Annotated in this window: 19 protein-coding genes; 7 read left to right on the forward strand and 12 right to left on the reverse strand. The window is 73.8% G+C overall.

All coding sequences use genetic code 11. The features are described from left to right. Window positions 1-224 precede the first annotated feature (224 nt). Entirely contained in the window at window positions 225-3,113 is a 2,889-nt protein-coding gene (locus RM572_RS06445) for an FAD-binding and (Fe-S)-binding domain-containing protein (RefSeq protein WP_394813535.1), read from the reverse strand. Window positions 3,114-3,288: 175 nt separating this feature from the next. Between RM572_RS06445 and RM572_RS06450 the strand changes: the two genes are divergently transcribed. Continuing rightward, on the forward strand, window positions 3,289-3,801 hold the full coding sequence (locus RM572_RS06450) for a GNAT family N-acetyltransferase (protein WP_311672312.1): 513 nt from the start codon (window positions 3,289-3,291) through the stop codon (window positions 3,799-3,801). A gap of 24 nt (window positions 3,802-3,825) precedes the next feature. Here the strand turns inward: RM572_RS06450 and RM572_RS06455 are convergent, their stop codons facing one another. Next, window positions 3,826-4,794 carry an LLM class F420-dependent oxidoreductase gene (locus RM572_RS06455; RefSeq protein WP_311672313.1) on the reverse strand — a complete coding sequence of 323 codons (969 nt, stop codon included), beginning with the start codon at window positions 4,792-4,794 and terminating at the stop codon, window positions 3,826-3,828. A gap of 202 nt (window positions 4,795-4,996) precedes the next feature. Then, window positions 4,997-5,503 (reverse strand): tetratricopeptide repeat protein, encoded by a 507-nt coding sequence (locus tag RM572_RS06460; protein WP_311672314.1) that lies wholly within the window; start codon window positions 5,501-5,503, stop codon window positions 4,997-4,999. A 93-nt stretch (window positions 5,504-5,596) separates the two neighbouring features. Between RM572_RS06460 and RM572_RS06465 the strand changes: the two genes are divergently transcribed. Both RM572_RS06465 and serC read left to right on the forward strand, forming a co-directional pair. Beyond that, complete coding sequence (locus RM572_RS06465) at window positions 5,597-6,112, forward strand: GNAT family N-acetyltransferase (RefSeq protein WP_311672315.1); 516 nt, start codon at window positions 5,597-5,599, stop codon at window positions 6,110-6,112. Between the two features lie 86 nt (window positions 6,113-6,198). Continuing rightward, window positions 6,199-7,317, forward strand: a complete 1,119-nt coding sequence (serC, locus tag RM572_RS06470) for a phosphoserine transaminase (protein WP_311672316.1) — start codon at window positions 6,199-6,201, stop codon at window positions 7,315-7,317. A 91-nt stretch (window positions 7,318-7,408) separates the two neighbouring features. Here the strand turns inward: serC and RM572_RS06475 are convergent, their stop codons facing one another. Together RM572_RS06475 and RM572_RS06480 are read right to left on the reverse strand one after the other, a co-directional pair. After that, entirely contained in the window at window positions 7,409-8,269 is an 861-nt protein-coding gene (locus RM572_RS06475) for an ABC transporter permease (protein WP_311672317.1), read from the reverse strand. Next, window positions 8,266-9,366 (reverse strand): ATP-binding cassette domain-containing protein, encoded by a 1,101-nt coding sequence (locus RM572_RS06480; RefSeq protein WP_311672318.1) that lies wholly within the window; start codon window positions 9,364-9,366, stop codon window positions 8,266-8,268. Before RM572_RS06480 ends, RM572_RS06475 begins: the two co-directional genes overlap by 4 nt. A 95-nt stretch (window positions 9,367-9,461) precedes the next feature. Between RM572_RS06480 and RM572_RS06485 the strand changes: the two genes are divergently transcribed. Beyond that, a complete protein-coding gene (locus RM572_RS06485) occupies window positions 9,462-10,235 on the forward strand; it encodes a TetR/AcrR family transcriptional regulator (protein WP_311672319.1) in 774 nt (257 codons plus the stop codon). Between the two features lie 13 nt (window positions 10,236-10,248). Here RM572_RS06485 and RM572_RS06490 read toward each other — a convergent pair whose 3' ends face one another. Then, on the reverse strand, window positions 10,249-11,277 hold the full coding sequence (locus RM572_RS06490) for a hypothetical protein (protein WP_311672320.1): 1,029 nt from the start codon (window positions 11,275-11,277) through the stop codon (window positions 10,249-10,251). A 164-nt stretch (window positions 11,278-11,441) separates the two neighbouring features. Between RM572_RS06490 and RM572_RS06495 the strand changes: the two genes are divergently transcribed. From RM572_RS06495 to RM572_RS06505, 3 genes are all read left to right on the forward strand, one after another. Continuing rightward, window positions 11,442-12,149: a GDSL-type esterase/lipase family protein gene (locus RM572_RS06495; protein WP_311672321.1), complete on the forward strand. Its 708-nt coding sequence runs from the start codon at window positions 11,442-11,444 to the stop codon at window positions 12,147-12,149. A 42-nt stretch (window positions 12,150-12,191) separates the two neighbouring features. Continuing rightward, entirely contained in the window at window positions 12,192-13,181 is a 990-nt protein-coding gene (locus RM572_RS06500; protein ID WP_311672322.1) for an aldo/keto reductase, read from the forward strand. A 246-nt stretch (window positions 13,182-13,427) separates the two neighbouring features. Then, the gene (locus RM572_RS06505) at window positions 13,428-14,282 is read left to right on the forward strand and encodes an aldo/keto reductase (protein WP_311672323.1); all 855 of its coding nucleotides are present in this window, start codon (window positions 13,428-13,430) and stop codon (window positions 14,280-14,282) included. 157 nt (window positions 14,283-14,439) lie between these two features. On the opposite strand, the gene thpR is transcribed toward RM572_RS06505, so the two are convergent. From thpR to RM572_RS06530, 6 genes are all read right to left on the reverse strand, one after another. After that, on the reverse strand, window positions 14,440-15,033 hold the full coding sequence (gene thpR / locus RM572_RS06510; RefSeq protein ID WP_311672324.1) for an RNA 2',3'-cyclic phosphodiesterase: 594 nt from the start codon (window positions 15,031-15,033) through the stop codon (window positions 14,440-14,442). 94 nt (window positions 15,034-15,127) lie between these two features. Continuing rightward, window positions 15,128-15,433, reverse strand: coding sequence for an acyl-CoA carboxylase subunit epsilon (locus RM572_RS29730; RefSeq protein WP_394813536.1), 306 nt, complete (start codon window positions 15,431-15,433; stop codon window positions 15,128-15,130). Continuing rightward, on the reverse strand, window positions 15,430-16,980 hold the full coding sequence (locus RM572_RS06515) for an acyl-CoA carboxylase subunit beta (RefSeq protein WP_311672325.1): 1,551 nt from the start codon (window positions 16,978-16,980) through the stop codon (window positions 15,430-15,432). The genes RM572_RS29730 and RM572_RS06515 overlap by 4 nt, the downstream gene beginning before the upstream one ends. 137 nt (window positions 16,981-17,117) lie before the next feature. Then, the gene (locus RM572_RS06520) at window positions 17,118-17,723 is read right to left on the reverse strand and encodes a response regulator transcription factor (RefSeq protein ID WP_311672326.1); all 606 of its coding nucleotides are present in this window, start codon (window positions 17,721-17,723) and stop codon (window positions 17,118-17,120) included. Between the two features lie 58 nt (window positions 17,724-17,781). Continuing rightward, window positions 17,782-19,977: a TOMM precursor leader peptide-binding protein gene (locus RM572_RS06525; protein WP_311672327.1), complete on the reverse strand. Its 2,196-nt coding sequence runs from the start codon at window positions 19,975-19,977 to the stop codon at window positions 17,782-17,784. Window positions 19,978-19,998: 21 nt separating this feature from the next. Continuing rightward, window positions 19,999-20,289: a hypothetical protein gene (locus tag RM572_RS06530; RefSeq protein WP_311672328.1), complete on the reverse strand. Its 291-nt coding sequence runs from the start codon at window positions 20,287-20,289 to the stop codon at window positions 19,999-20,001. Window positions 20,290-20,356 lie beyond the last annotated feature (67 nt).

Here is a 20,356-nt window from a genome sequence, read left to right on the forward strand (position 1 = left end):
CCCGCAAAGAGACCAACCGCCAAGAGCCGCGCTGGCCCACCACGTCAGAGAGGTGTGCACACCAGCCATTCCGCCACGCACGCGGTCACGCGGACTCACCGACCGCCCCGACCGCCCACCGGTTCACGGGCCCGAACGCGCGCCCACACCCACGCCGCCACACCCCTCGCCCGCACCCGCGCGAACACCCAAGCCCTACCCCCAGGCCCTACCCGGGCCCCGCCCTACCCCTTCTCCCCCAGGGCCTCGGCCAGGACTTCCGCCAGGTGGCGGCTGGGGCGGCCGTCGTCGAGCTGTTCCAGCTGGGTGCGGCAGGAGTAGCCGTCCGCCAGGACCTCCGTCGCCGGGTCGGCGGCCACAGCCGCCCGGACGGAGGGCAGCAGCTGGTCCTCCGCGCAGGCCGCGGACACCTCGTAGTGCCCCGCCTCGAAGCCGAAGTTGCCGGCCAGGCCGCAGCAGCCGCCACTCAACTCGCCGACCAGTCCGGCCCGTTCACGCAGCCGCCGCTCCGCGGCGTCGCCCAGCACGGCGTGCTGGTGGCAGTGGGTCTGTCCGGCGACCGGCCGGTCCACCCGCGGCGGGTCCCAGTCCGGGGCGTACTCCTCCAGGGTCTCGGCGAAGGTCCGCACCGCCGACGCCAGCCGTTTCGCGCGCGGGTCGTCGCCCAGCAGCTCGGGCAGGTCGGTCTTCAGCGCCGCCGCGCAGGGCGGCTCCAGCACCGCGACCGGCAGGCCGGCGTCCAGGGCGGGCTCGATCCGGTCCAGGGTCCGCCGCATCACCTTCCGGGCCTGGTCGAGCTGGCCCGTGGACACGTACGTCAGCCCGCAGCACACCTGCTGCGGGGGGACGGCCAGCCGCAGCCCGGCGTCCTGAAGGACCCGCACGGCCGCCGAACCGGCCTCCGGGGAGAGGTAGTTGGTGAAGGTGTCCGGCCACAGCACCACCCGCTGCCCCGTGCCGCCGCCCTGCTCCGCCATGCCGCACCGGCTCTGCCCGCGCCACCAGCGGGTGAACGACCCGTGCGGAAGCCGCGGGATGTCCCGCTCCGGGGCGATCCCGCCCAGCCTCTTGCCGACCGCGGCGAGCGGTCCGACGGCCGCGCCGGCGTTGAGCAGCGGCGCGCTGCGCGTGGCGTCGACCAGGCGCAGCCACTGCGGCAGCCGGCCCATCGAGTAGTGCGCCATGGGCCGGCGCCGCCCCTCGTAGTGGTGGTGCAGGAACTCCGCCTTGTACGTGGCCATGTCGACGCCGACCGGGCAGTCGCTGCGGCAGCCCTTGCACGACAGGCACAGGTCGAGTGCGTCGTGCACCTCCTGCGAACGCCAGCCGTCCGTCACGACCTCCCCGGCCAGCATCTCGTGCAGCAGCCGCGCCCGGCCGCGTGTCGAGTGCTGCTCCTCGCCGGTGGCACGGAACGACGGGCACATCACGTTCGCCCCTGCCGTGGTGTTGCGGCACTTGGCGACGCCGACGCAGCGGCGCACGGCGGCGGAGAAGTCGCCGTCGTCGTGCGGGTAGCCGAACTCCACATCCACGGGCCGGCGCGGCAGCGACGCGAAGCGCAGGTTGTCGTCGATGCGGTCGGGGCGGGCGAGGATGCCGGGGTTGAGGCCGTTCACGGGGTCCCAGAGGTCCTTGAAGCGGTGGAACAGCTCCACCATCTCCGGGCCGTACATCCGCGGGAGCAGTTCGGCACGCGCCTGCCCGTCGCCGTGCTCGCCGGACAGCGACCCGCCGTGCGCGACGACGATGCCGGCCAGGTCGCGGGAGAAGGCGCGGAAGTGCCGGATGCCCTCCGGGCGGATCAGGTCGAAGTCGATGCGGACGTGGATGCAGCCGTCCCCGAAGTGCCCGTACGGCAGGCCGCGCAGGTCGTACTCGCGCAGCAGCTTGCGGAAGTCGCGCAGGTACGCGCCCAGGCGCTCCGGCGGTACCGCGCAGTCCTCCCAGCCCGGCCACGCCTCGCCGCCGCCCGGTACGCGGGTGGCGGTGCCCGACGCGTCCTCGCGCACCCGCCACAGCGCGCGCTGCCCGGCCGGGTCGGCGACCACGCTGTGGTCGGTGGTGCCCTCGGCCGCGGCCCGGCACAGCTGCTCGGCGCGGGCCCGCGCCTCGGCGGCGTCCGCGCCGCCGGTCTCGACGAAGAGCCAGGCCCCGCCGCGCGGCAGGGAGGCCCGGGCGGCGTCGGAGACCAGGTCGTTGGCCATGCCCTCCACGGTCAGCGGGCCGTGCGGCAGCAGGGCGGCGGCGGCCTCCGCGGCGGCCGACTCGTCGGCGTAGGCGAGGACGGCGAGCGCGCGGGCGGCGGGCGCGGGGACGAGGCGTACGGTCGCCTCGGTGAGCACGCCGAGGGTGCCCTCGCTGCCGGTGAAGGCGCGCGCCCAGTCCTCGTCCTTCTCGGGCAGCAACTCGTCCAGGGCGTATCCGGAGATGCGGCGCGGCAGTTCGGGGAAGCCGGTGCGCAGCCGGGAGAGGTCGCCGTTCACCAGGGCGCGCACCGGGTTCCGCAGGCTCGCGGGAACGCCGCCCCCGCCGGGGCCGAGCACGGCGCGTTCGCCCGCGTAGGTCAGGACGTCGAGTTCGTGCACGTTGTCGGCGGTGGTGCCCCAGGCGACGGAGTGGGAGCCGCACGAGTTGTTGCCGATCATGCCGCCGAGCGTGCAGCGGCTGTGTGTGGAGGGGTCCGGGCCGAAGGTGAGTCCGTACTGCGCGACGGCGTTCCGCAGGTCGTCGAGGATCACGCCGGGCTGCACCAGGGCGGTGCGCGAGCCGGGGTCGACCGCGCGGATGGCGTTCATGTGCCGGGTGAAGTCCAGGACGACGCCGAGGCCGGTCGCCTGCCCCGCGATGGACGTGCCGCCGCCGCGCGCGACCACGGGCACGCCGCGCTCTCGGCACACGGCGAGGGTCGCCGCGACGTCGTCGGCGTCGCGCGGGGCGACGACGCCGAGCGGCACGCGGCGGTAGTTCGAGGCGTCCATGGTGAAGAGCGCGCGGTCGGCGGCGCCGAACTCCACCTCGCCGCGCACCGCCCCGCGGAGCACCGCCTCGGTGTCCCGCGCCCCTGCCCCGGCCGCCGGCCCGGCCCCTGCTGCGTCCTTAGCTGCTGCCATGCCCCCAGCGTGCAGCCTCGCCCCCCGTTTCGGGGAGGGGCACACCCGGGACGCCCCGGGGTTTTCCCCTCCCGCCCCGGGGGCCGCGCCACCCGGGGGCCCGGTCCCCGGGGCGGGAGCCGGGCCACCCGGTATTGCACGTGAACCCTGGCGCGGAGGCGCATACGCTGCGGGGGTGATCGACCAAGGACACGTGGAGGAGACCGGGCGGCGCATCACGCTGCGGGACGTCGAGGAGGAGAACTGGCGCGCCGTCGCGGACGTCGCGCCGTTCGACGAGCAGCGCGGTTTCGTCGCGGCGCTCGCCGCGCGCTACCTGCTGCTGTCGCTGTACGAGGGCCCGTGGCGTTCGCTGGGCGTGTACGCCGACGAGACGGTCGTCGGCCACGTCATGTGGGGCCGGGACGACGACGGCTCGCACTGGATCGGCGGCCTGCTCGTGGACCGTGCCGAGCAGGGACGGGGCATCGGCCGCGCGCTGCTGCGCACCCTGCTCGGGTGGCTCGCCGCGCGGCCGGACTGCTGGGTGATCCGCATGACGTACCAGCGGTCCAACGTCGCGGCGCGCGGCCTGTACGAGTCGCTGGGCTTCGTGCCGGCCGGTTCGGTCGCGGCGGAGGGTGAGGACGAGGAGGAGATCCTCGTCGAGATCAGCCCGGCGGCGGCCCGGCGCGCGGCCGCCGAGTGAGCCGCGGGCACGGCGGAGGGGCCGTCACAGGGCTGACCGCAGCTCCGGCAGCAGCGTCCTCTGCGCCCAGTCGAGGAAGGCGTGCTGGGTGTCCCCGCCGATCTGCACGAGGGCGACGTCGGTGAACCCGGCGTCCACGAACGGTTTCACCGCGCGCACGAAGTGCTCCGGGTCGTCGCCGCACGGGATGGACCCGGCGACGTCCTCCTCGCGCACGAACGCGGTCGCCGCGTCGAACGATTTCGGACCGGGCAGTTCGGAGTTGACCTTCCAGCCCAGTCCGAACCAGCGGAACTGGTCGTGCGCGCGGCGTACGGCGGCGTCGCGGTCGGTGTCGAAGCAGACGGGGAGCTGGCCGATCCGCGGCTTGCCCTCGCCGCCGTGCCGCGAGAAGGCCTCCACGAGTCCCGGCTCGGGCTCGGTGGCGATGAGCAGGTCCGCGTACCTGCCGGCCAGCCGGCACGACTGCTCGCCGGACACCGCGATGCCGAGGGGCGGCGCCTGGTCGGGCAGGTCGTACAGCTTCGCCGACTCGACGGTGTAGTGCCGGCCGCGCCGGTTGACGTACCCCCCGGCGAAGAGGTCACGGATGATCTGCACCGCTTCTTCCAGCATCTCGTGCCGCACGTCGGCAGGTGGCCAGCCGCCGCCGACGACGTGCTCGTTGAGGTTCTCTCCGGAACCGAGGCCCAGGCGGAACCGTCCGTCGGCCAGCAGTTGCAGGGTGGCGGCCTTCTGCGCGACAACGGCCGGGTGATAGCGGAACGTCGGGCAGGTGACGTAGGTGGTCAGCGGGATGCGGCTGGTCGCGTGGGCGGCCGCGCCGAGCACGCTCCACACGTAGGGGGCGTGGCCCTGCGACTCCAGCCAGGGGAAGTAGTGGTCGGAGGAGACGGAGAAGTCGAAGCCCGCCTCCTCGGCGTGCACCACGTGGTCGACGAGGTCCGTGGGCCCGGCCTGCTCGGTCATCATCGTGTACCCGATCTGCACCATGGCCCGCCGGGTAACCCCACCGGAGCAGGACGAAACGGGACCTGCAGCTACGCTGCGTGAGCACGTGCCCTTCCCGCTCGGCCCGGGGGTCGTGCACCGGTCGTACCGGGCCTGGCCGCGCGTGGTGGCGGCACCCGCCTCGACGGACGCGGGTCCTTGCGGTGCTCCTCCGGCACACGCCAGGGGGTGCCGTACCCGCCTGTCACTGCTCGGGCGACGGCTCCGCCAGCTCGCGGGCGTAGCGGCCGACGGAGCGGGTGTAGGACGGGAGGTGGGGGGCGAGGGCGCCGAGCGCGACGCCGACGGCCTCGCGGGCGCGGCCCGCGTCGGCGAGGGCCAGGGCGAGGAAGGCGGCGACCGCGTCGTCCAGTGCGTCGGAGGCGGCGTCCCGTTCCGCGGTGAGGAGGGCGACGCCCTCGGCGGCGCGGCCGAGGTTCCGCAGCGTGCTGGCGTACTGGATGACCGCCTGCCGACGGCGGGGGCCGGCCAGGCCGCCGGCGAGGGCTTCCTGGTAGAGGCCGGCGGCCTCCGTCTCGTGGCCGAGGGCGTCGTGGACGGAGGCCCGCTCGTACGCCGCGACGGGGTGCCCGGTGGGCAGCTCCCGCACCAGGGCCGTCATGCGGGCGGAGAAGTCGCCGGCGGTGTGGGCGTCGAACGCGTCCCACAGCGCGGCGACGCGCCGTTCCCAGTCCGGGTCGGTGTCGTTCATGACGGCAGCATGGCAGGGGGCGGCGGAGATCCGCCCCGCCGACCGGCGGAAAAGGCGTTGCCGCCGCCCGCGGGCGACCCCCAGACTGTTCCGGTGCTGATCAGACGGGAGACGCCGGCCGACGTGCCGGCGGTGCGGGACGTGACCACGGCGGCGTTCGACCGGACGGACACGCCGGTGCCGGTCGAGGTGCCGCTGCTGGACGCGCTGCGCGGGTGCGAGGACTGGCTGCCCGCGCTGTCGCTGGTGGCGACCGACCCGCAGGGCGCCGTGTCGGGGCACGTGGTGTGCACGCGCGGGCGGCTGGCGCAGGTGCCGGTGCTGGGCCTCGGCCCGCTGAGCGTGCATCCGAAGCACCAGCGGACGGGGGTCGGCTCCGCACTGGTGCACGCCGTGCTGGGAGCGGCCGACGCGCTCGGCGAACCGCTGGTCGCGCTGCTGGGCGACCCGGCCTACTACGGCCGTTTCGGCTTCCGCCCCGCCACCGAGTACGGCATCGCCCCGCCCGATCCTGCCTGGACCACGGCCTTCCAGGTGAGGACGCTCAGCGCGTACGACCCGGCGATGCGCGGCACGTTCGCGTACGCGGAGCCCTTCTCGCACGTGTGAACGCGCACCGGCCGCCGTCGCCGCGCCCGTCTCGCGGTGCGGACGAATCGGCCGGTGACCGGTGCGGAAGCACTACGCTCGCCACCGTGGCCGACATTCAGATTCCCGCTGACATCAAGCCCGCCGACGGTCGCTTCGGATCGGGTCCCTCCAAGGTGCGGACCGAGGCGCTGAGCGCGCTGGCCGACACCGGCACGTCCCTGCTCGGCACGTCCCACCGCAAGCCCCCGGTGAAGAACCTCGTGGGGCGCGTGCGCGAGGGCGTGCAGAGCCTGTTCCAGCTGCCCGAGGGCTACGAGGTCGTCCTCGGCAACGGCGGCTCCACCGCTTTCTGGGACATCGCCACCCACGGCCTGATCGAGCGCCGCTCCCAGCACCTGACCTTCGGCGAGTTCTCCTCGAAGTTCGCGAAGGCCGCCACGCTGGCGCCGTGGCTGGAGGAGCCCTCCGTGGTGTCCTCCGACCCGGGCACGCACCCGACGGCGCGCGCCGAGGCGGGCGTCGACGCGTACGCCCTCACGCACAACGAGACGTCGACCGGCGTGGCGATGCCGATCGAGCGGGTCGCGGGCGCCGACGAGGGCGCGCTGGTGCTGGTGGACGCCACCTCGGGGGCAGGCGGCCTGCCCGTGGACGTCGCCGAGACGGACGTCTACTACTTCGCGCCGCAGAAGTCGTTCGCCGCCGACGGCGGTCTGTGGATCGGCGTGTTCTCCCCCGCGGCGATCGAGCGGGCGGAGCGGATCGCCGCGTCCGACCGGCACGTCCCGGAGTTCTTCAACCTGGCGACGGCGATCGACAACAGCCGCAAGAACCAGACGTACAACACCCCGGCCGTCGCCACGCTGTTCCTGCTCGCCGACCAGCTGGAGTGGCTCAACGGGCAGGGCGGCCTGGACTGGGCGGTGCGCCGCACCGCCGACTCGGCCCGCCGCCTGTACGGCTGGGCGGAGGAGCACAAGCACGCGTCGCCGTTCGTCGCCGACCCGGCGCAGCGCTCCGCCGTCGTCGGCACGATCGACTTCGACGAGGCCACGGACGCCGCCGCGGTCGCGAAGGTGCTGCGCGCCAACGGCATCGTGGACACCGAGCCGTACCGGAAGCTGGGCCGGAACCAGCTGCGGGTGGCGATGTTCCCGGCGATCGAGCCTGCCGACGTGGAGGCGCTGACGGCCTGCGTGGACCACGTGATCGAGCGCCTCTGAGCGCGGATGCGGGACACGACCGGAGGGGCCCGGACGGCTGCGCGCCGTCCGGGCCCCTGCGTCTGCCGGCCCGCAGGGGGCCGCGCCCGCCTCAGCGGCCGAGGCTCTGGTACTTGCGCACCGCGAGCGGCAGGAAGACGGCGGTGATGACGAGCGGCCACACGACGGCCATCAGCAGCGAGTGCTGCTCGATCCAGCTGTCGCCGAGCGGCATCGGGTTGCCGAACAGGTCGCGCACGGCGTTGGCCGTGGCGGAGACCGGGTTCCACATCGCGATCGCACCGAGCCAGTCGGGCATGGCGGAGGGCGGGGTGAAGACGCTGGAGATCATCCCGAACGGGAAGGCCACGGCGAAGAGGTTGCCGGCCGCTTCCTGGTTGGGCGTGATCAGGCCGAGGTAGACGCCGATCCAGATGAGCGAGAAGCGCAGCAGCAACAGCAGCGCGAAGGCGGTGAGCGTGGCCGGCAGGCCGCCGTCCGAACGCCAGCCGACGACCAGGGCGATCAGCGCGAGGACGAGCAGGTCGAGTCCGGCGTGCAGCACGTCGGAGACCCCGCGTCCGGTGACGACGGCGGACGGCGACATGGGCATCGACCGGAAGCGGTCGGTGACGCCGCGCTCCTTGTCGATGACGACGGCCATGGCGGTGTTCATGAAGCCGAACGCCATGGTCATCGCGAACATGCCGGGCATGGCGTACGCCGTGTACTCCACTCCCTCGCCGACGTCCATCGCGCTGCCGAAGACGTACACGAAGAGCAGCACGGACACGAGGGGGAAGCCGAGCTGCCAGGCGATCAGGGACGGTTGCTTGACCAGGTGGGTGAGGTCGCGGCGGACGATGGTCCAGCAGTCCGCGAACGCCCAGAAGAGGCGGCGTTCCGGGCCGTCCGGAGCGGACGGGACGGGTGCGGCGGGTGCCGTGCCGGGTGTGGTCGTGGTGCCGCTCATGCCGCCACCGCCTTCGGGTCGGTCGGGCCGTTCGGGCCGTTCGGGTCGGTCGGGTCGGTCGGGTCGGTCGGGTCGGCGGTTCCGCCTGGGCCGGCGGGGTCGTCGGCCGGGCGGCCGGTGAGGGCGAGGAACACCTCGTCGAGCGTGGGTCGGCGCAGCCCGATGTCCTCGACGGCGATCCCGGCGTCCTGGAGGGCGCGGGCCACGTCGGTGAGTGCGGCGACCCGCTCCCGTACCGGTGCGTGGACGCGCAGGGTCTCGGTGTCGGTCTCGGGCTCGGCGCCGTCGGCGGCGACGCGCGCCACGGTCTTGGCGACGGCGGGGAGGTCGGCCGGTTCGGCGGCGACGACCTCGATGCGGTCGCCGCCGATGGCGCGCTTGAGCCCGGCCGGGGTGTCGTCGACGACGTTGGTGCCGCGGTCGATGACGGCGATCCGGTCGGAGAGCTTGTCGGCCTCGTCCAGGTAGTGGGTGGTGAGCAGGACGGTGGTGCCGCTCGCGGTGAGGGCCCGTACGGCCTCCCACACCTCGCTGCGACCGCGGGGGTCGAGCCCGGTGGTCGGTTCGTCGAGGAACAGCACCTCGGGGGCCAGGATCATGCTGGCGGCGAGGTCGAGGCGGCGCCGCATGCCGCCGCTGAAGTCCTTGGGCTGCTTGTCGGCGGCGTCCGTGAGGCCGAACTGTGCCAGCAGTTCGGTCGCCCGGGTCCGGGCGCGGCGGCTGCCGAGGTGGAAGAGCCGGCCGAACATCTCCAGGTTCTGCCGGGCGGTGATGATCTCGTCGACCGCCGCGTTCTGTCCGGTGAGGCCGATGCGCCGACGCACCCTGCGCGCCTCACGTTGCACGTCGTACCCGCCGACGAGCGCGCGCCCGCCGTCGAGCCGGAGCAGTGTGCTGAGGATGCGCACGGCCGTGGTCTTGCCCGCGCCGTTGGGGCCGAGGAGGCCGTACACGCTGCCGCGCGGCACGGCGAGGTCGAAGCCGTCGAGGGCCTTGTGTGCGCGGGTTCCGCCCTTGCCGTCCTGGCCGCCCTTACCGCCGAACGACTTGTGCAGTCCTTCGGCGAGAACCGAGTAGTCGCTGCTGCTTCTGCCCACGGGGTTCCCCCTTCCGAGAAACTGGGTACACCGTACCCACAGGAAAAGCGTACACCATACGCAGCGCGCTGCGCCTCCCTTACGATGGCCGGACGATGGGCGACGAGATGACGACGGCACACAGCGGAAGCGGCGACGTGCGGCGCGGCCTGGAACTCCTCTGGGGCGTGGGGGAGGCGCCCACCCGCGGACCGAAACGCGGCCTCACGCTGGAGCGGATCGTCGAGACCGCCGTGTCCGTCGCCGACGCGGAAGGGCTCGGCGCCGTCTCGATGCGACGGGTCGCCACCGACCTGGGCGTCGGCACCATGTCCCTCTACCGGTACGTGCCCGGCAAGTCCGAACTGCTGGAGCTGATGCTCGATCACGTGCAGGCCGTCGACGAGGCGGAAGCGGCCGAACAGCGCGCGATGCCGCTGCGCGAACGCCTCCTCCGCCTCGGCAGCGGCATCTGGGACCTGTACGTCGGGCACCCCTGGCTGCTCCAGGTCAACCAGGCCCGTCCGCTTCTCGGACCCAACGCCATGGCCGGTCTCGACCTGTCGATGTCCGGCCTGGAGGGGCTCGGCCTCACCGACCAGCAGCGGCTCTCCGTCATCGTCGCGGTCGAGAGCTACGTCAGCGGCTCCGCGCGCAACCACGTCAACGCACTGGAGGCGGCGCGGCGCACCGGCGTGAGCGACGAGGAGTTCTGGGCCGCCCAGGCCCCCTTCCTCACCGAGGCCATGCAGAGCGGCGGCTTCCCCTCGCTGGCCGAGCTCGACGAGGACACCTTCGACGTGGCCGGCGACGCCCTCTTCACGTTCGGCCTGGCCCGGCTCGTCGACGGCATCGCCGACTTCGTCGAGACCGCCGGCGCGGACGGCTGAGCGTCCGGGCCCGTCAGTCGCGCCTGCGGCCGAACACCCGCCGCAGCGACAGCCAGATCACGGTCGCGGCGGCGAACACGATCGCGCCCACCACCAGGTCGCGCTCCTCGCCCTCCTCGCCCTCCCGGGGCGGCGCGCCGTCGGAGCTCCGCTCCGCCTTCTCCCGCTGCGCGGCGGCGGACTCCGGCAGCGCCTCACCCTCCAACTCCTGCGGCGCGACACGGCTGTTGGAGCCCTCCGAGCCGAACATCAGCGTGTCGCCGTCCCGGGTGAACGTCACCGACTCGCCCTGCCCGAACGTCGACACCGGCACCGAGCCGACGGGCTCCGGACGCCCTTCGTCCGTCCACCGGTACATCTCGGAGCCGAAGTAACTGCGCAGCACCAGCCGGGAACCGTCCGGGGAGAACGCCCCGTCCGTCGCCTCGATGTCCACATCTGCGATGCGGACGAACTCGTTCACGCCCGACGCCGTCAGTTCCTCCGGGCCGGCATAGACGCCCGCGCTCCGTTCGCTCTTGCTCGCCAGATAGACCCGGCCCGTCTCCGGATGCACCATCAGCGACTCGGCGTCACGCGGCCCGTCGGCGTACCTGACGGTGTAGCGGGTGGGCGTGACGGTGGTGTCGCGCAGCCGCTCCGGCTCGGCGAAGCGGTAGATCCACACCTCGCTCCAGCCGCCGCCCAGGTTGTCGCCGATGTCGCCGACGAACACGTCGCCGTCGGGCCCCACCGACACCGCCTCCACGTCGCGCGGCGCGACGCCCTGGAGGGTGACGGTCGCGACGGTCCTGCCGGTGCCGCCGTCCACGGCGTACACGTACGGGCCGTCGTCGGAGTCGTTGTGCGTCCAGTAGACGCCGGGGTGCGCCCGGCTGGCGGCGAGCCCGCTGGACTCGGTGATGCGGGGGTCCTCGAGGGTGAACGCCGACGGCTCCTCCTCCGACGACGCGGCACCGGCGTCCCCGGCGCCGGCCCCGAGACCGAGGGCGCCCCCCACGACGACTGCACCGACCACCCGCGCGAACCCCTGAATCCCCATGCGCCAAGAGTGCCATCCCGCCAGGCCGCTCCGGCGCGCGACGGCGCCGCGCGGGCGCGGTGGGCGGGCGCGGTGGCGGGCGCGGCGGCGGGCGCGGCGGCGGGCGCGGCGGCGGGTGACCGGGGCCACGGCCGGCGGGCCGTCCCGTGCGGCAGAATGCGGCGATGCGCATCATGCCCGTCGGCGACTCCATGACCATCGGCAGCGCCGGCGAGCACCCCTGGCGGTGCCGGCTGTGGCAGCACCTCACCGCGACGGCCGCACCCGCCCCCGTACGGTTCGTCGGCCCGCACACCGCTCTCCACGACGGCTCCGAGGCGTACGCCGACCCCACCCTCCCCGCGGAGGCCCGCGGCCACCTGGCCGTGTGGGGCACCGGCTGGCAGCACCACGCGCCCGCCGTCGCCGACGCCGTCCGCGCGCACCGGCCGGACACGCTGCTGGTGTCCCTGGGCCTGATAGACCTCGGCTTCTACACCGACCCCGACCAGACGGCGGCCCACGTCCACCGGTTCGTCGCCGCCGCACGCCAGGCCGACCCGCACGTCCGCGCCGTGCTGCTGCCCGTCCTGCCCAACATACGCGCGGCCACCGACACCGCCTTCGCCGCGCAGGTGCGGCGCTTCAACGAACTGCTGGCGAAGGCCGTCGCGGACCTCTCGACACCGGCCTCCCCGCTGTTGCTCGCCTCCGAGCCCGCGCACTGGGAACACGCCCGGGACACCCACGACGGCACCCACCCGTCGTCCCGCGGCGCACACCGCATCGCCGCCGCGTTCGCCACCGCGCTGCACCAGGCGTGGGAGATCGGCGGCCCGTACCCGCACCCCCGCCCGGCGCCGGACGCCCCGGTCGCGACGCCGCTCCCGTAGACGCTTGCCTCGAGTCCCCTCCAAGGCGTTGGCTTGGGTCTCATGAAGTACACGCAGCTGGGACGCACCGGGCTCAAGGTCAGCCGACTCGTACTCGGCACGATGAACTTCGGCCCGCAGACCGACGAGGCCGACAGCCACGCCATCATGGACGCCGCGCTCGACGCGGGCGTCAACTTCTTCGACACCGCCAACGTCTACGGGTGGGGCGAGAACAAGGGCCGCACCGAGGAGATCCTCGGCAGCTGGCTCGCCCAGGGCGGCGGACGCCGCGACCGGACCGTGCTGGCCACCAAGGTCTACGGCAACATGGGCACGGACGGCGCGGCCTGGCCCAACCACGACAAGCTGTCCGCGGTGAACATCCGCCGCGCGGTCGACGCCAGCCTCAAGCGGCTGCAGACCGACCACATCGACCTGTACCAGTTCCACCACGTCGACCGTGCGACGCCGTGGGAGGAGATCTGGCAGGCCGTCGACGTGCTGGTGCAGCAGGGCAAGATCCTCTACGCCGGCTCGTCCAACCACGCCGGCTGGCACCTCGCGCAGGCCAACGAGACCGCCGCCCGGCGCGGCAGCCTCGGGCTGGTCAGCGAGCAGTGCCTGTACAACCTCGCCGAACGGCGCGCCGAGATGGAGGTCATCCCGGCCGCGCAGGGCTACGGCCTCGGCGTCATCCCCTGGTCTCCGCTGCACGGAGGACTGCTCGGCGGCGTCCTCAAGAAGGAGGCCACAGAGGGGCGCCGGGCGAGCGGCCGCGCTGCCGACGCGCTCAAGGACACCAAGACACGCGAGCAGATCCAGGCGTACGAGAACCTGCTCGACAAGCACGGCCTGGAGCCGGGCGAGGCGGCGCTCGCCTGGCTGCTGACCCGTCCCGGGGTGACAGGCCCGATCGTCGGCCCGCGCACGGCGGAACAGCTCGCCTCAGCCGTACGCGCCGTGGACCTGGAGCTGAGCGACGAGGTGCTGGACGGCCTCGACGCGATCTTCCCCGGCCCGGGCCCCTCCCCGGAGGCCTTCGCCTGGTGACGCACCCGCCGGTGTGTGCCGCCCGTCGCCCCGGCCGGCGGCGCACACCGGCGGCGTCCTGGACGGTCCCGTCGGGAGGTGGTCCAGGGGGATGACGTTCCTGCGCCGAGGCGCCGGAGGTGCACGCCCGCGGAATGCGGTGGACGAGCGCGGGTACGACGGTCAGCCTGAGGGTGCCTGAAGGACCTGGCGCGCGGCGCGGAAAGCCGCGCGCTGCCGAAGGCCGGACGAGAGGACACGTGAACGATGCAGACCCGCCGTATCGGGGATCGCGTGGTCGGGGCGGTCGGTCTCGGCGCCATGCCCCTGTCCGTCGAGGGACGGCCGGACGAGGACCGGGCCCTCGCGACGATCCACGCCGCGCTGGACGCGGGCGTGACCCTGATCGACACCGCCGACGCCTACTACGCGCAGGCCGACGGCGTCGGCCACAACGAAGCGCTGGTCGCGAAGGCGCTCGCCGCGCACGACCGGGGCGGTGACGTGCTGGTCGCCACCAAGGGCGGCCATCTCCGGCCGGACGGCGGCTGGACGGTCGACGGCTCGCCGGAGCACCTGCGGCGCGCCTGCGAGGCGTCGCTGGCGCGGCTGGGCGTGGAGGCGATCGGGCTGTACCAGTTCCACCGGCCCGACCCCTCGGTGCCGTACGCGGAGTCGCTGGGGGCGCTGAGCGAGCTGCTGTCCGAGGGGAAGATCCGCATGGCCGGCGTCTCGAACGTCGATCCCGACCTGATCCGGCTGGCCCACGACATCCTCGGCGAGAACCTGGTGTCCGTGCAGAACCAGTTCTCGCCGGCGTTCCGTTCCAGCGAGCCGGAGCTGCGGCTGTGCGACGAGCTGGGGCTCGCGTTCCTGCCGTGGAGTCCGCTGGGCGGCATGTCCCGGGCGGGCGGCCTGGGTTCGGCCCACACGGCGTTCGCCCGGGTCGCCGAGGAGCACGGGGTGAGCCCGCAGCGGGTGTGCCTGGCGTGGATGCTCGCGAAGTCGCCGCACGTCGTCCCGATCCCGGGCGCCAGCCGGCCCGAGACGGTGCGCGACTCGGCCGCGGCGGCGGACCTCGCCCTCACGGACGAGGAGATCGCCGCGCTCGACGCCGCCTGAGCGCCCGCCCCGTCACGGACCCGGGCCTGCTGTCCGGGCCGGCGGTCAGCCGCCGAGGGCGGCGGCGACGGCGACGGCGATGAGGAGGAGCACGAGGGCGGCGCTGACGACGCGCGTGCGGGTCTTGGCGTTCACGTGCCCACGGTAGCGGGCGCGGTCAGCCGCCCAGCGGCCAGGCGGCGATCGGCGCGTAGTGAGGCTGCTCACCCGGCACGCCGCTCGCGGGCAGCCGGCTGTGGACGAGCGTCAGCTCGGGTGCGGTCCACGGGTCGCTCTCGAAGCCGCCGAGTGCCTCGACGTACGGGCGCAGGTCGGTGGCGGCACCGTCGGACGGCCCCCGGGCGCGGCCGCGGCTGCGGGCGAGCGTGAGGTGCGCACGGAACGGGCGGCCCGCCTCACTCTGCACACCGCTGCGGCGCCCGGCGGCCTGCGCGGCCTGGGCCAGCCGTTCCAGGGCGCGGCGGTCGCCGTCCGCCCCCACCCACAGGGCGCGGTCGCCGAACCGTCCGGCGCCGGAGAGACGCAGCTGGAGGGGGCTGCTGCGGCGGGCGGCCCGGGCGAGCCGTTCGCGCAGGTCGGGGAGGGTGTGCGCGGCGTCGACCTCGCCGTAGAAGGCGAGGGTGAAGTGCCAGCCCTCGCGGTGGGTCCAGCGGAGCCGGTCCGCGCCCGGGAGCCCGTGCAGGGGCGCGACGGCACCGGCGAGCGCGGCGACCGCCGGGTCGGGCGGCAGCAGGGCGGCGAACAGGCGCATGCCCGCACTCTAGGGGTGTGTGGTGCGCGTTCCTCCGTCTCGGGCCGCTGGGGCCGGTCTCCGGCACTGGGGGCGTCGTGCGACGGCGGTGGCCTCAGTCCGGGTCCCGCGCCGAGCGGGGCCGGGCGAGAGGTTCCGGCGTGCTCCAGGAGCCCGCGCCCGCCCGCACCCCGCCGCTCGTCCATCGTGCGGCGCGGGCCCCGGGCCGCTGAGAGGGCCGGCCGGGCGGGGAGCCCGGGCGGCGTGTGCGGAGGGCCTGGAGCACCGCGGCGACGACCGCCAGTTCCTCCGCCGTCGGCCGGCCGCGGACGACGCGCATCAGGTCCGTTGGTGTCGCCGGTGCGGCAGGCGGCCGTGACGCGTGGGGGAGGGACGGCGGGGGTTCGCTCGATGAGGTCATTGCGGCGGGTTCCCATGCTTCCGGGCCGGCGTCGCCTGATGTTTGGTCCGCAGCGTCAGCAGGGCGCGGATCAGGACGGACCGTGTGTCGGCGGGGTCGATGACGTCGTCGACGAGGCCGCGTTCGGCGGCGTAGTAGGGGTGCATGAGTTCGGCGCGGTACTGCTTCACCAGACGCTCGCGGGTGGCTTCCGGGTCGTCCGCCGCAGCGATCTCGCGCCGGAAGACGACGTTCGCCGCGCCGTCGGCGCCCATCACGGCGATCTCGTTGCCCGGCCAGGCGTAGGAGAGGTCGCAGCCGATGGAGCGGGAGTCCATCACGATGTAGGCGCCGCCGTAGGCCTTGCGCAGGATGACCTGGACGCGCGGCACCGTGGCGTTGCAGTAGGCGTAGAGCAGTTTCGCGCCGTGCCGGATGATGCCGCGGTGTTCCTGGCCCACGCCGGGCAGGAAGCCGGGGACGTCGACCAGCGTGACCAGCGGGATGCTGAAGGCGTCGCAGAGCTGCACGAACCGTGCGGCCTTGTCCGAGGCCTCGATGTCCAGCGCCCCCGCGAAGGCGGAGGGCTGGTTGCCGACGATGCCGACGACCTGCCCGCCCAGGCGGCTCAGCGCGCACACCACGTTGGGCGCCCACGCCTCGTGCAGTTCGAGGAACTCACCGTCGTCGACCAGTTCTTCGACCACCGCGCGCATGTCGTAGCTCTGCCGGGTGTCGGCGGGCACCATGCCGAGCAACGCCTCGCAGCGGCGGTCCTCGGGGTCGTCGGTCTCCTGGTCGGGCGGCAGTTCGCGGTTGTGGGAGGGCAGGAGCGACAGAAGGTGGCGGACCTCGGCCAGGCAGGTCTCCTCGTCGTCGTGAACGAAGGTCGCCACGCCGGAACGGGCCGCGTGCACGTCCGCTCCGCCCAGCCCTTCGTGGGTGACGTCCTCGCCGGTGACGGCACGCACGACGTCGGGTCCGGTGACGAACATCTGGGACGTCGACCGCGTCATGAACACGAAGTCGGTGAGGGCGGGCGAGTAGGCGGCCCCGCCCGCGCACGGCCCGAGCATCACGCTGATCTGCGGCACCACTCCCGAGGCGCGCACGTTCCGGCGGAAGATCCCGCCGTAACCGGCCAGCGCCGAGATGCCCTCCTGAATCCGGGCACCCGCCCCGTCGTTGAGGCTCACGAGCGGGGCACCGGCCGTCTCGGCGAGATCCATGATCTTGTGGATCTTCTGCGCGTGCGCTTCGCCCAGCGCGCCGCCGAACATGCGGAAGTCGTGCGCGTAGGCGAAGACCTTGCGTCCGTGGACCTCGCCCCATCCGACCACGACACCGTCCGTGTGCGGTCGGCGGTCCTCCAGGCCGAAGCCGTGGGCCCGGTGCCGGCGCAGCATCTCGATCTCGCGGAAGGTCCCCTCGTCGAAGAGGAGGGCGAGGCGCTCCCGGGCGGTGAGCTTGCCACGGGCGTGCTGGGCCCGGGTCGCCGACTCGTCGCGTCCCTGGACGATGTCCTGCCGGAGGGCGGTGAGCTCGCGGGTCTGTTCCCGTAGGTTCATGAGGCCCCTTCCTGCACGCACGGCCTCCGCGCCGTCGCGTGCGCCGTGGGGCGAGTAGAGCGGCCTGCGCTGGAGCGCGGTTCGCGCCCGGCTGGAGCGCGTTCAGGAGCTCGCGTCCGGGGACGCGCGGCCGGGGCTCAGAGCCAGCCCGAGGCCCGGGCGATACGGATGGCGTCGACGCGGTTGCGGGCGCCGAGCTTGTGGACCACGGTCGTCAGGTAGTTGCGCACGGTCCCGAGCGAGAGGTGCATGGCCCGTGCGATCTCCCGTACGTCCTCACCGTCGGCCGCCATGCGGATCACGTCCGTCTCGCGCGCGGTCAGCGGCGAACCGGCGAAGTTCAGCGCGTCGAGGGTGAGCTGGGGGTCGAAGACGCGCTGCCCGGCGGCGACCGCGCGGATGGTCTGGGCGAGCAGATCCGGCTCGGCGTCCTTGAGCAGGAAGCCCGAGACGTGCGCGTCGAGCGCCCGGCGGAGGTTGTTGGGCTTCGCCAGGCTGGTCAGTATGAGCGTGCGGCACGGGACTCCGCGGCGGAAGAGCTCCGCCGCCGCCGAGATGCCGTCCAGCCCGGGCAGGTCGATGTCGAGGACGGCCACGTCCGGCTTCACCTCCTCGGCGCGGGCCACGACATCGGCCCCGGTCTCCAGCTCCGCGACCACTTCGATGTCCGCCTCCATGGAGACGAGTTCGACCAGAGCCCGGCGCAACATCCGCATGTCTTCCGCGATCAGTGTTCTGATCATGTCCGGCTGAAGCCCTCCCCGTGCGCGCGTACGGCGGCGGGGATCACTGTAGTGCGGATCACAGGAACATCGGAGTGGGATTCAGTTCCGCGTACGGAGTGGGCGCGGTCAGCCGGCCCAGCCGCACCGGCACGTCGAAGAGGCGGCCGGGGGCGAGACGCGCCCAGAAGTGGCGCATGCCGGGCACGAGGACCTTGGCCACCGGCAGTCCGACGTCGGGGCGGGTCTGCTCCAGAACGAGCAGTTCCATACCGCGTGTGCGCACCGCCTCCTCGGCGGCGTGCAGGTCGTCCCGCAGGTCGCCGCGCGGCGTGTAGGCGAAGTCGGCGCGGGTGCGCGGGGACGCGTCCGGGTCGGGGAGCAGGTAGGGGTGAGCGGCCACGGTGGCCGTACGCCACCAGTGCAGCAGGCGTTCGTCGGGGCAGCCGTAGCCGGTGCCGTCGGGGCGGACTTCGGCGACCGCGGGCATCATCTGGTTCATCTCGGCGAGCGCCCTGCAGACCGCCACGGCAGGGTCGAAGTGGGCGCCGAAGCCGAAGAGGATGTCCTCGGCGGCCTTGTCGGCGCGCCGGGTGACGGCGGCGAAGGCCGGGATGCCGAAGTCGGTGGTGAGGTCGAGGACCCAGAACTCCCGTCCCAGCGAGAGGTGCAGCTCGCGCAGCCGCTCGATCCACGGTTCGCGGAAGGAGCCCAGGTCGACCTCCGGGTGCCGGGTGCGGTTGTACCACCACAGCGCCACGGCGTCCCGTTCGACGAGTTCGAGGAAGCCCTGCACCACCGCGTCCTCGATACTGCTCCCGCCGGCGTTGCCGTTGGAGTCGGCCGTCACGCAGCCCAGTCCGGGTGGGCGCGGTGCGTCGAAGTAGAGCAGGGCGGTGGGCAGCATGCGGTGTTCGCGCCGTGTCAGCGACCACACGGGGGTCCAGTCGACCAGCGCGTTCTCGTCGAAGGCCGGGACGCCCTGCCGCTCGTCGTACAGCAGGCAGTCGTTCGGGTGGACGCCCGCCCCGCCCAGCCGGCGCAGGGAGGTCCGCACGGTGGGCTCGTCGCCCTGGTGTATGCCGGAGTGCCGCTCCAGGGACTCGCACAGTGCGCTGACCCGGGCGTCCAGGGCGGTCATGCCCTTCCCACCGCTCTCGCTGCGCAGGCCGGAGGCGGCACCGGCGTCGCCGCGGCCGCCCGAGGCGTGGTTGTGACCGGCGCGGTAGGAGTGGAGCAGCGCGGGTCCGCGGGTGTCCCGCTGCACGTCCTTCACGACGCCGGTGACCGGACTGATCAGGTGCTCGTAGGTGCGCAGCGTCTCCTCGGCGGGGACGGCCCGGTGACCGGAGCCGGTGTGCTCCGCCTTGGGGCGGGAGCGCACCTCCAGCGGCCCCCGTACCCGGCGGGCGACGAGCCCGGCGTCGCCGCACTCCGGGCACTGCGGGCGGGCGCGCAGGGGATGGGACCGCGAGGCGAGGTCGAGCGTGTCGAAGGTCAGCACGCCGTGCTGGCCCGAATGGCGGTGGCCGGCCGCCCACTTGACGCATTCGGAGACGGCCAGCTGCAACCCCAGCAGCAGGCTCGCGGGGGTCTCCGCCCGCGGGTGGGCGACGCTGCGGCCGAGCGTCTGCCGCAGGTAGGTCTCCGTTCGGCGGTGGCTGGACAGCCGGTGTGCCAGGCAGTGCCAGCACGCCCCGTTCCCGGGCTGGAAGAACGGACCCACCCACGGCGTCGTACCGTGCGGCTTCGCGAGCAGCCACGGTCGGGCCTGAGCCCGCTGCTCGGCGTCGACGTCGGCGAGGTCGGGGTCGAGGTAGTCGTCGCACACGACGAGCGTGGCGTCGGCAGGGGCCTGCGGGTGGGCGACGACCGTGAGTCCGGAGGCGGTGCAGGCGGCCACGGCGGCTTCCCGGTCGGCACCCCCCACGGCCAGCACCCGCACGGCCGCCGGTGTGGCGGCACCCGGTGCGCCGGCGATCTCCCAGTAGGCCTCCGCCGCCGTGGCCACGTCCGCGACGGGCGCGGCAGGACGGCGACTGAGCAGGTGTGCCTCGTGCAGTCGTCCGACGGTGAGCGCCACGTCGACCGGAGAACAGGCGGGGGCGGCGTCCGCCACCAGCGCCCGGAAGTCCCGGGTGCCGTCCAGCAGCGGCGCCAGTACCTCGACGCGGCTGTCGCTGACGGTCGTGATGCCGCGTTCGGAGAGGACATAGGTCGCCTCGCCCGAGACGACTTCCGCCCGCAGGTGGCTGCGGAACCCCATGTACGTCATGTCGCCGCCCCCCGCCACCCGTCAGGCTCCGTGAACGGCGGTTCCAGAGGTGGGCCGGGGCGGGGTATGGGCGGGTGTGGACGACGGCGTCCAGCACATGGTGAGCAGGCAGACGCCGGCGGGCCCCAGCCCGGTGAACTCCTCGCGGGTGACGTCGAGCGCGGGAAGGCCGGCGCCGTCACCGGCGGAGGGGTCGAAGAAGGCGCCGACCATCAGCTCGGCGAATCTGAGCTCCTGCTCCGGGGTCATGCCGGCGGTCTCCTCCGTGCGGGTCTGCGCGGGGGAAAGGGTGTCCACGGACATCTCGGTCATGTCGTCACTCCGCTGCTCGTCTTGGATGCGGTGTGGTGCTGAGCCAGAAGTAAACGAAAGGGACGAG

The sequence above is a fragment of the Streptomyces hazeniae genome (assembly GCF_031845485.1).
Lineage (GTDB): Bacteria > Actinomycetota > Actinomycetes > Streptomycetales > Streptomycetaceae > Streptomyces > Streptomyces hazeniae.

What these genes read in the sequence shown, in the direction of transcription:
- RM572_RS06445 (WP_394813535.1), bottom strand. Translation starts at nt 3,113, where the DNA reads ATGGCAGCAGCTAAGGACGCAGCAGGGGCCGGGCCGGCGGCCGGGGCA.
- RM572_RS06455 (WP_311672313.1), bottom strand. Translation starts at nt 4,794, where the DNA reads ATGGTGCAGATCGGGTACACGATGATGACCGAGCAGGCCGGGCCCACG.
- RM572_RS06460 (WP_311672314.1), bottom strand. Translation starts at nt 5,503, where the DNA reads ATGAACGACACCGACCCGGACTGGGAACGGCGCGTCGCCGCGCTGTGG.
- RM572_RS06475 (WP_311672317.1), bottom strand. Translation starts at nt 8,269, where the DNA reads ATGAGCGGCACCACGACCACACCCGGCACGGCACCCGCCGCACCCGTC.
- RM572_RS06485 (WP_311672319.1), top strand. Translation starts at nt 9,462, where the DNA reads ATGGGCGACGAGATGACGACGGCACACAGCGGAAGCGGCGACGTGCGG.
- RM572_RS06490 (WP_311672320.1), bottom strand. Translation starts at nt 11,277, where the DNA reads ATGGGGATTCAGGGGTTCGCGCGGGTGGTCGGTGCAGTCGTCGTGGGG.
- RM572_RS06495 (WP_311672321.1), top strand. Translation starts at nt 11,442, where the DNA reads ATGCGCATCATGCCCGTCGGCGACTCCATGACCATCGGCAGCGCCGGC.
- RM572_RS06500 (WP_311672322.1), top strand. Translation starts at nt 12,192, where the DNA reads ATGAAGTACACGCAGCTGGGACGCACCGGGCTCAAGGTCAGCCGACTC.
- RM572_RS06505 (WP_311672323.1), top strand. Translation starts at nt 13,428, where the DNA reads ATGCAGACCCGCCGTATCGGGGATCGCGTGGTCGGGGCGGTCGGTCTC.
- thpR (WP_311672324.1), bottom strand. Translation starts at nt 15,033, where the DNA reads ATGCGCCTGTTCGCCGCCCTGCTGCCGCCCGACCCGGCGGTCGCCGCG.
- RM572_RS29730 (WP_394813536.1), bottom strand. Translation starts at nt 15,433, where the DNA reads ATGACCTCATCGAGCGAACCCCCGCCGTCCCTCCCCCACGCGTCACGG.
- RM572_RS06515 (WP_311672325.1), bottom strand. Translation starts at nt 16,980, where the DNA reads ATGAACCTACGGGAACAGACCCGCGAGCTCACCGCCCTCCGGCAGGAC.
- RM572_RS06520 (WP_311672326.1), bottom strand. Translation starts at nt 17,723, where the DNA reads ATGATCAGAACACTGATCGCGGAAGACATGCGGATGTTGCGCCGGGCT.
- RM572_RS06525 (WP_311672327.1), bottom strand. Translation starts at nt 19,977, where the DNA reads ATGACGTACATGGGGTTCCGCAGCCACCTGCGGGCGGAAGTCGTCTCG.
- RM572_RS06530 (WP_311672328.1), bottom strand. Translation starts at nt 20,289, where the DNA reads ATGACCGAGATGTCCGTGGACACCCTTTCCCCCGCGCAGACCCGCACG.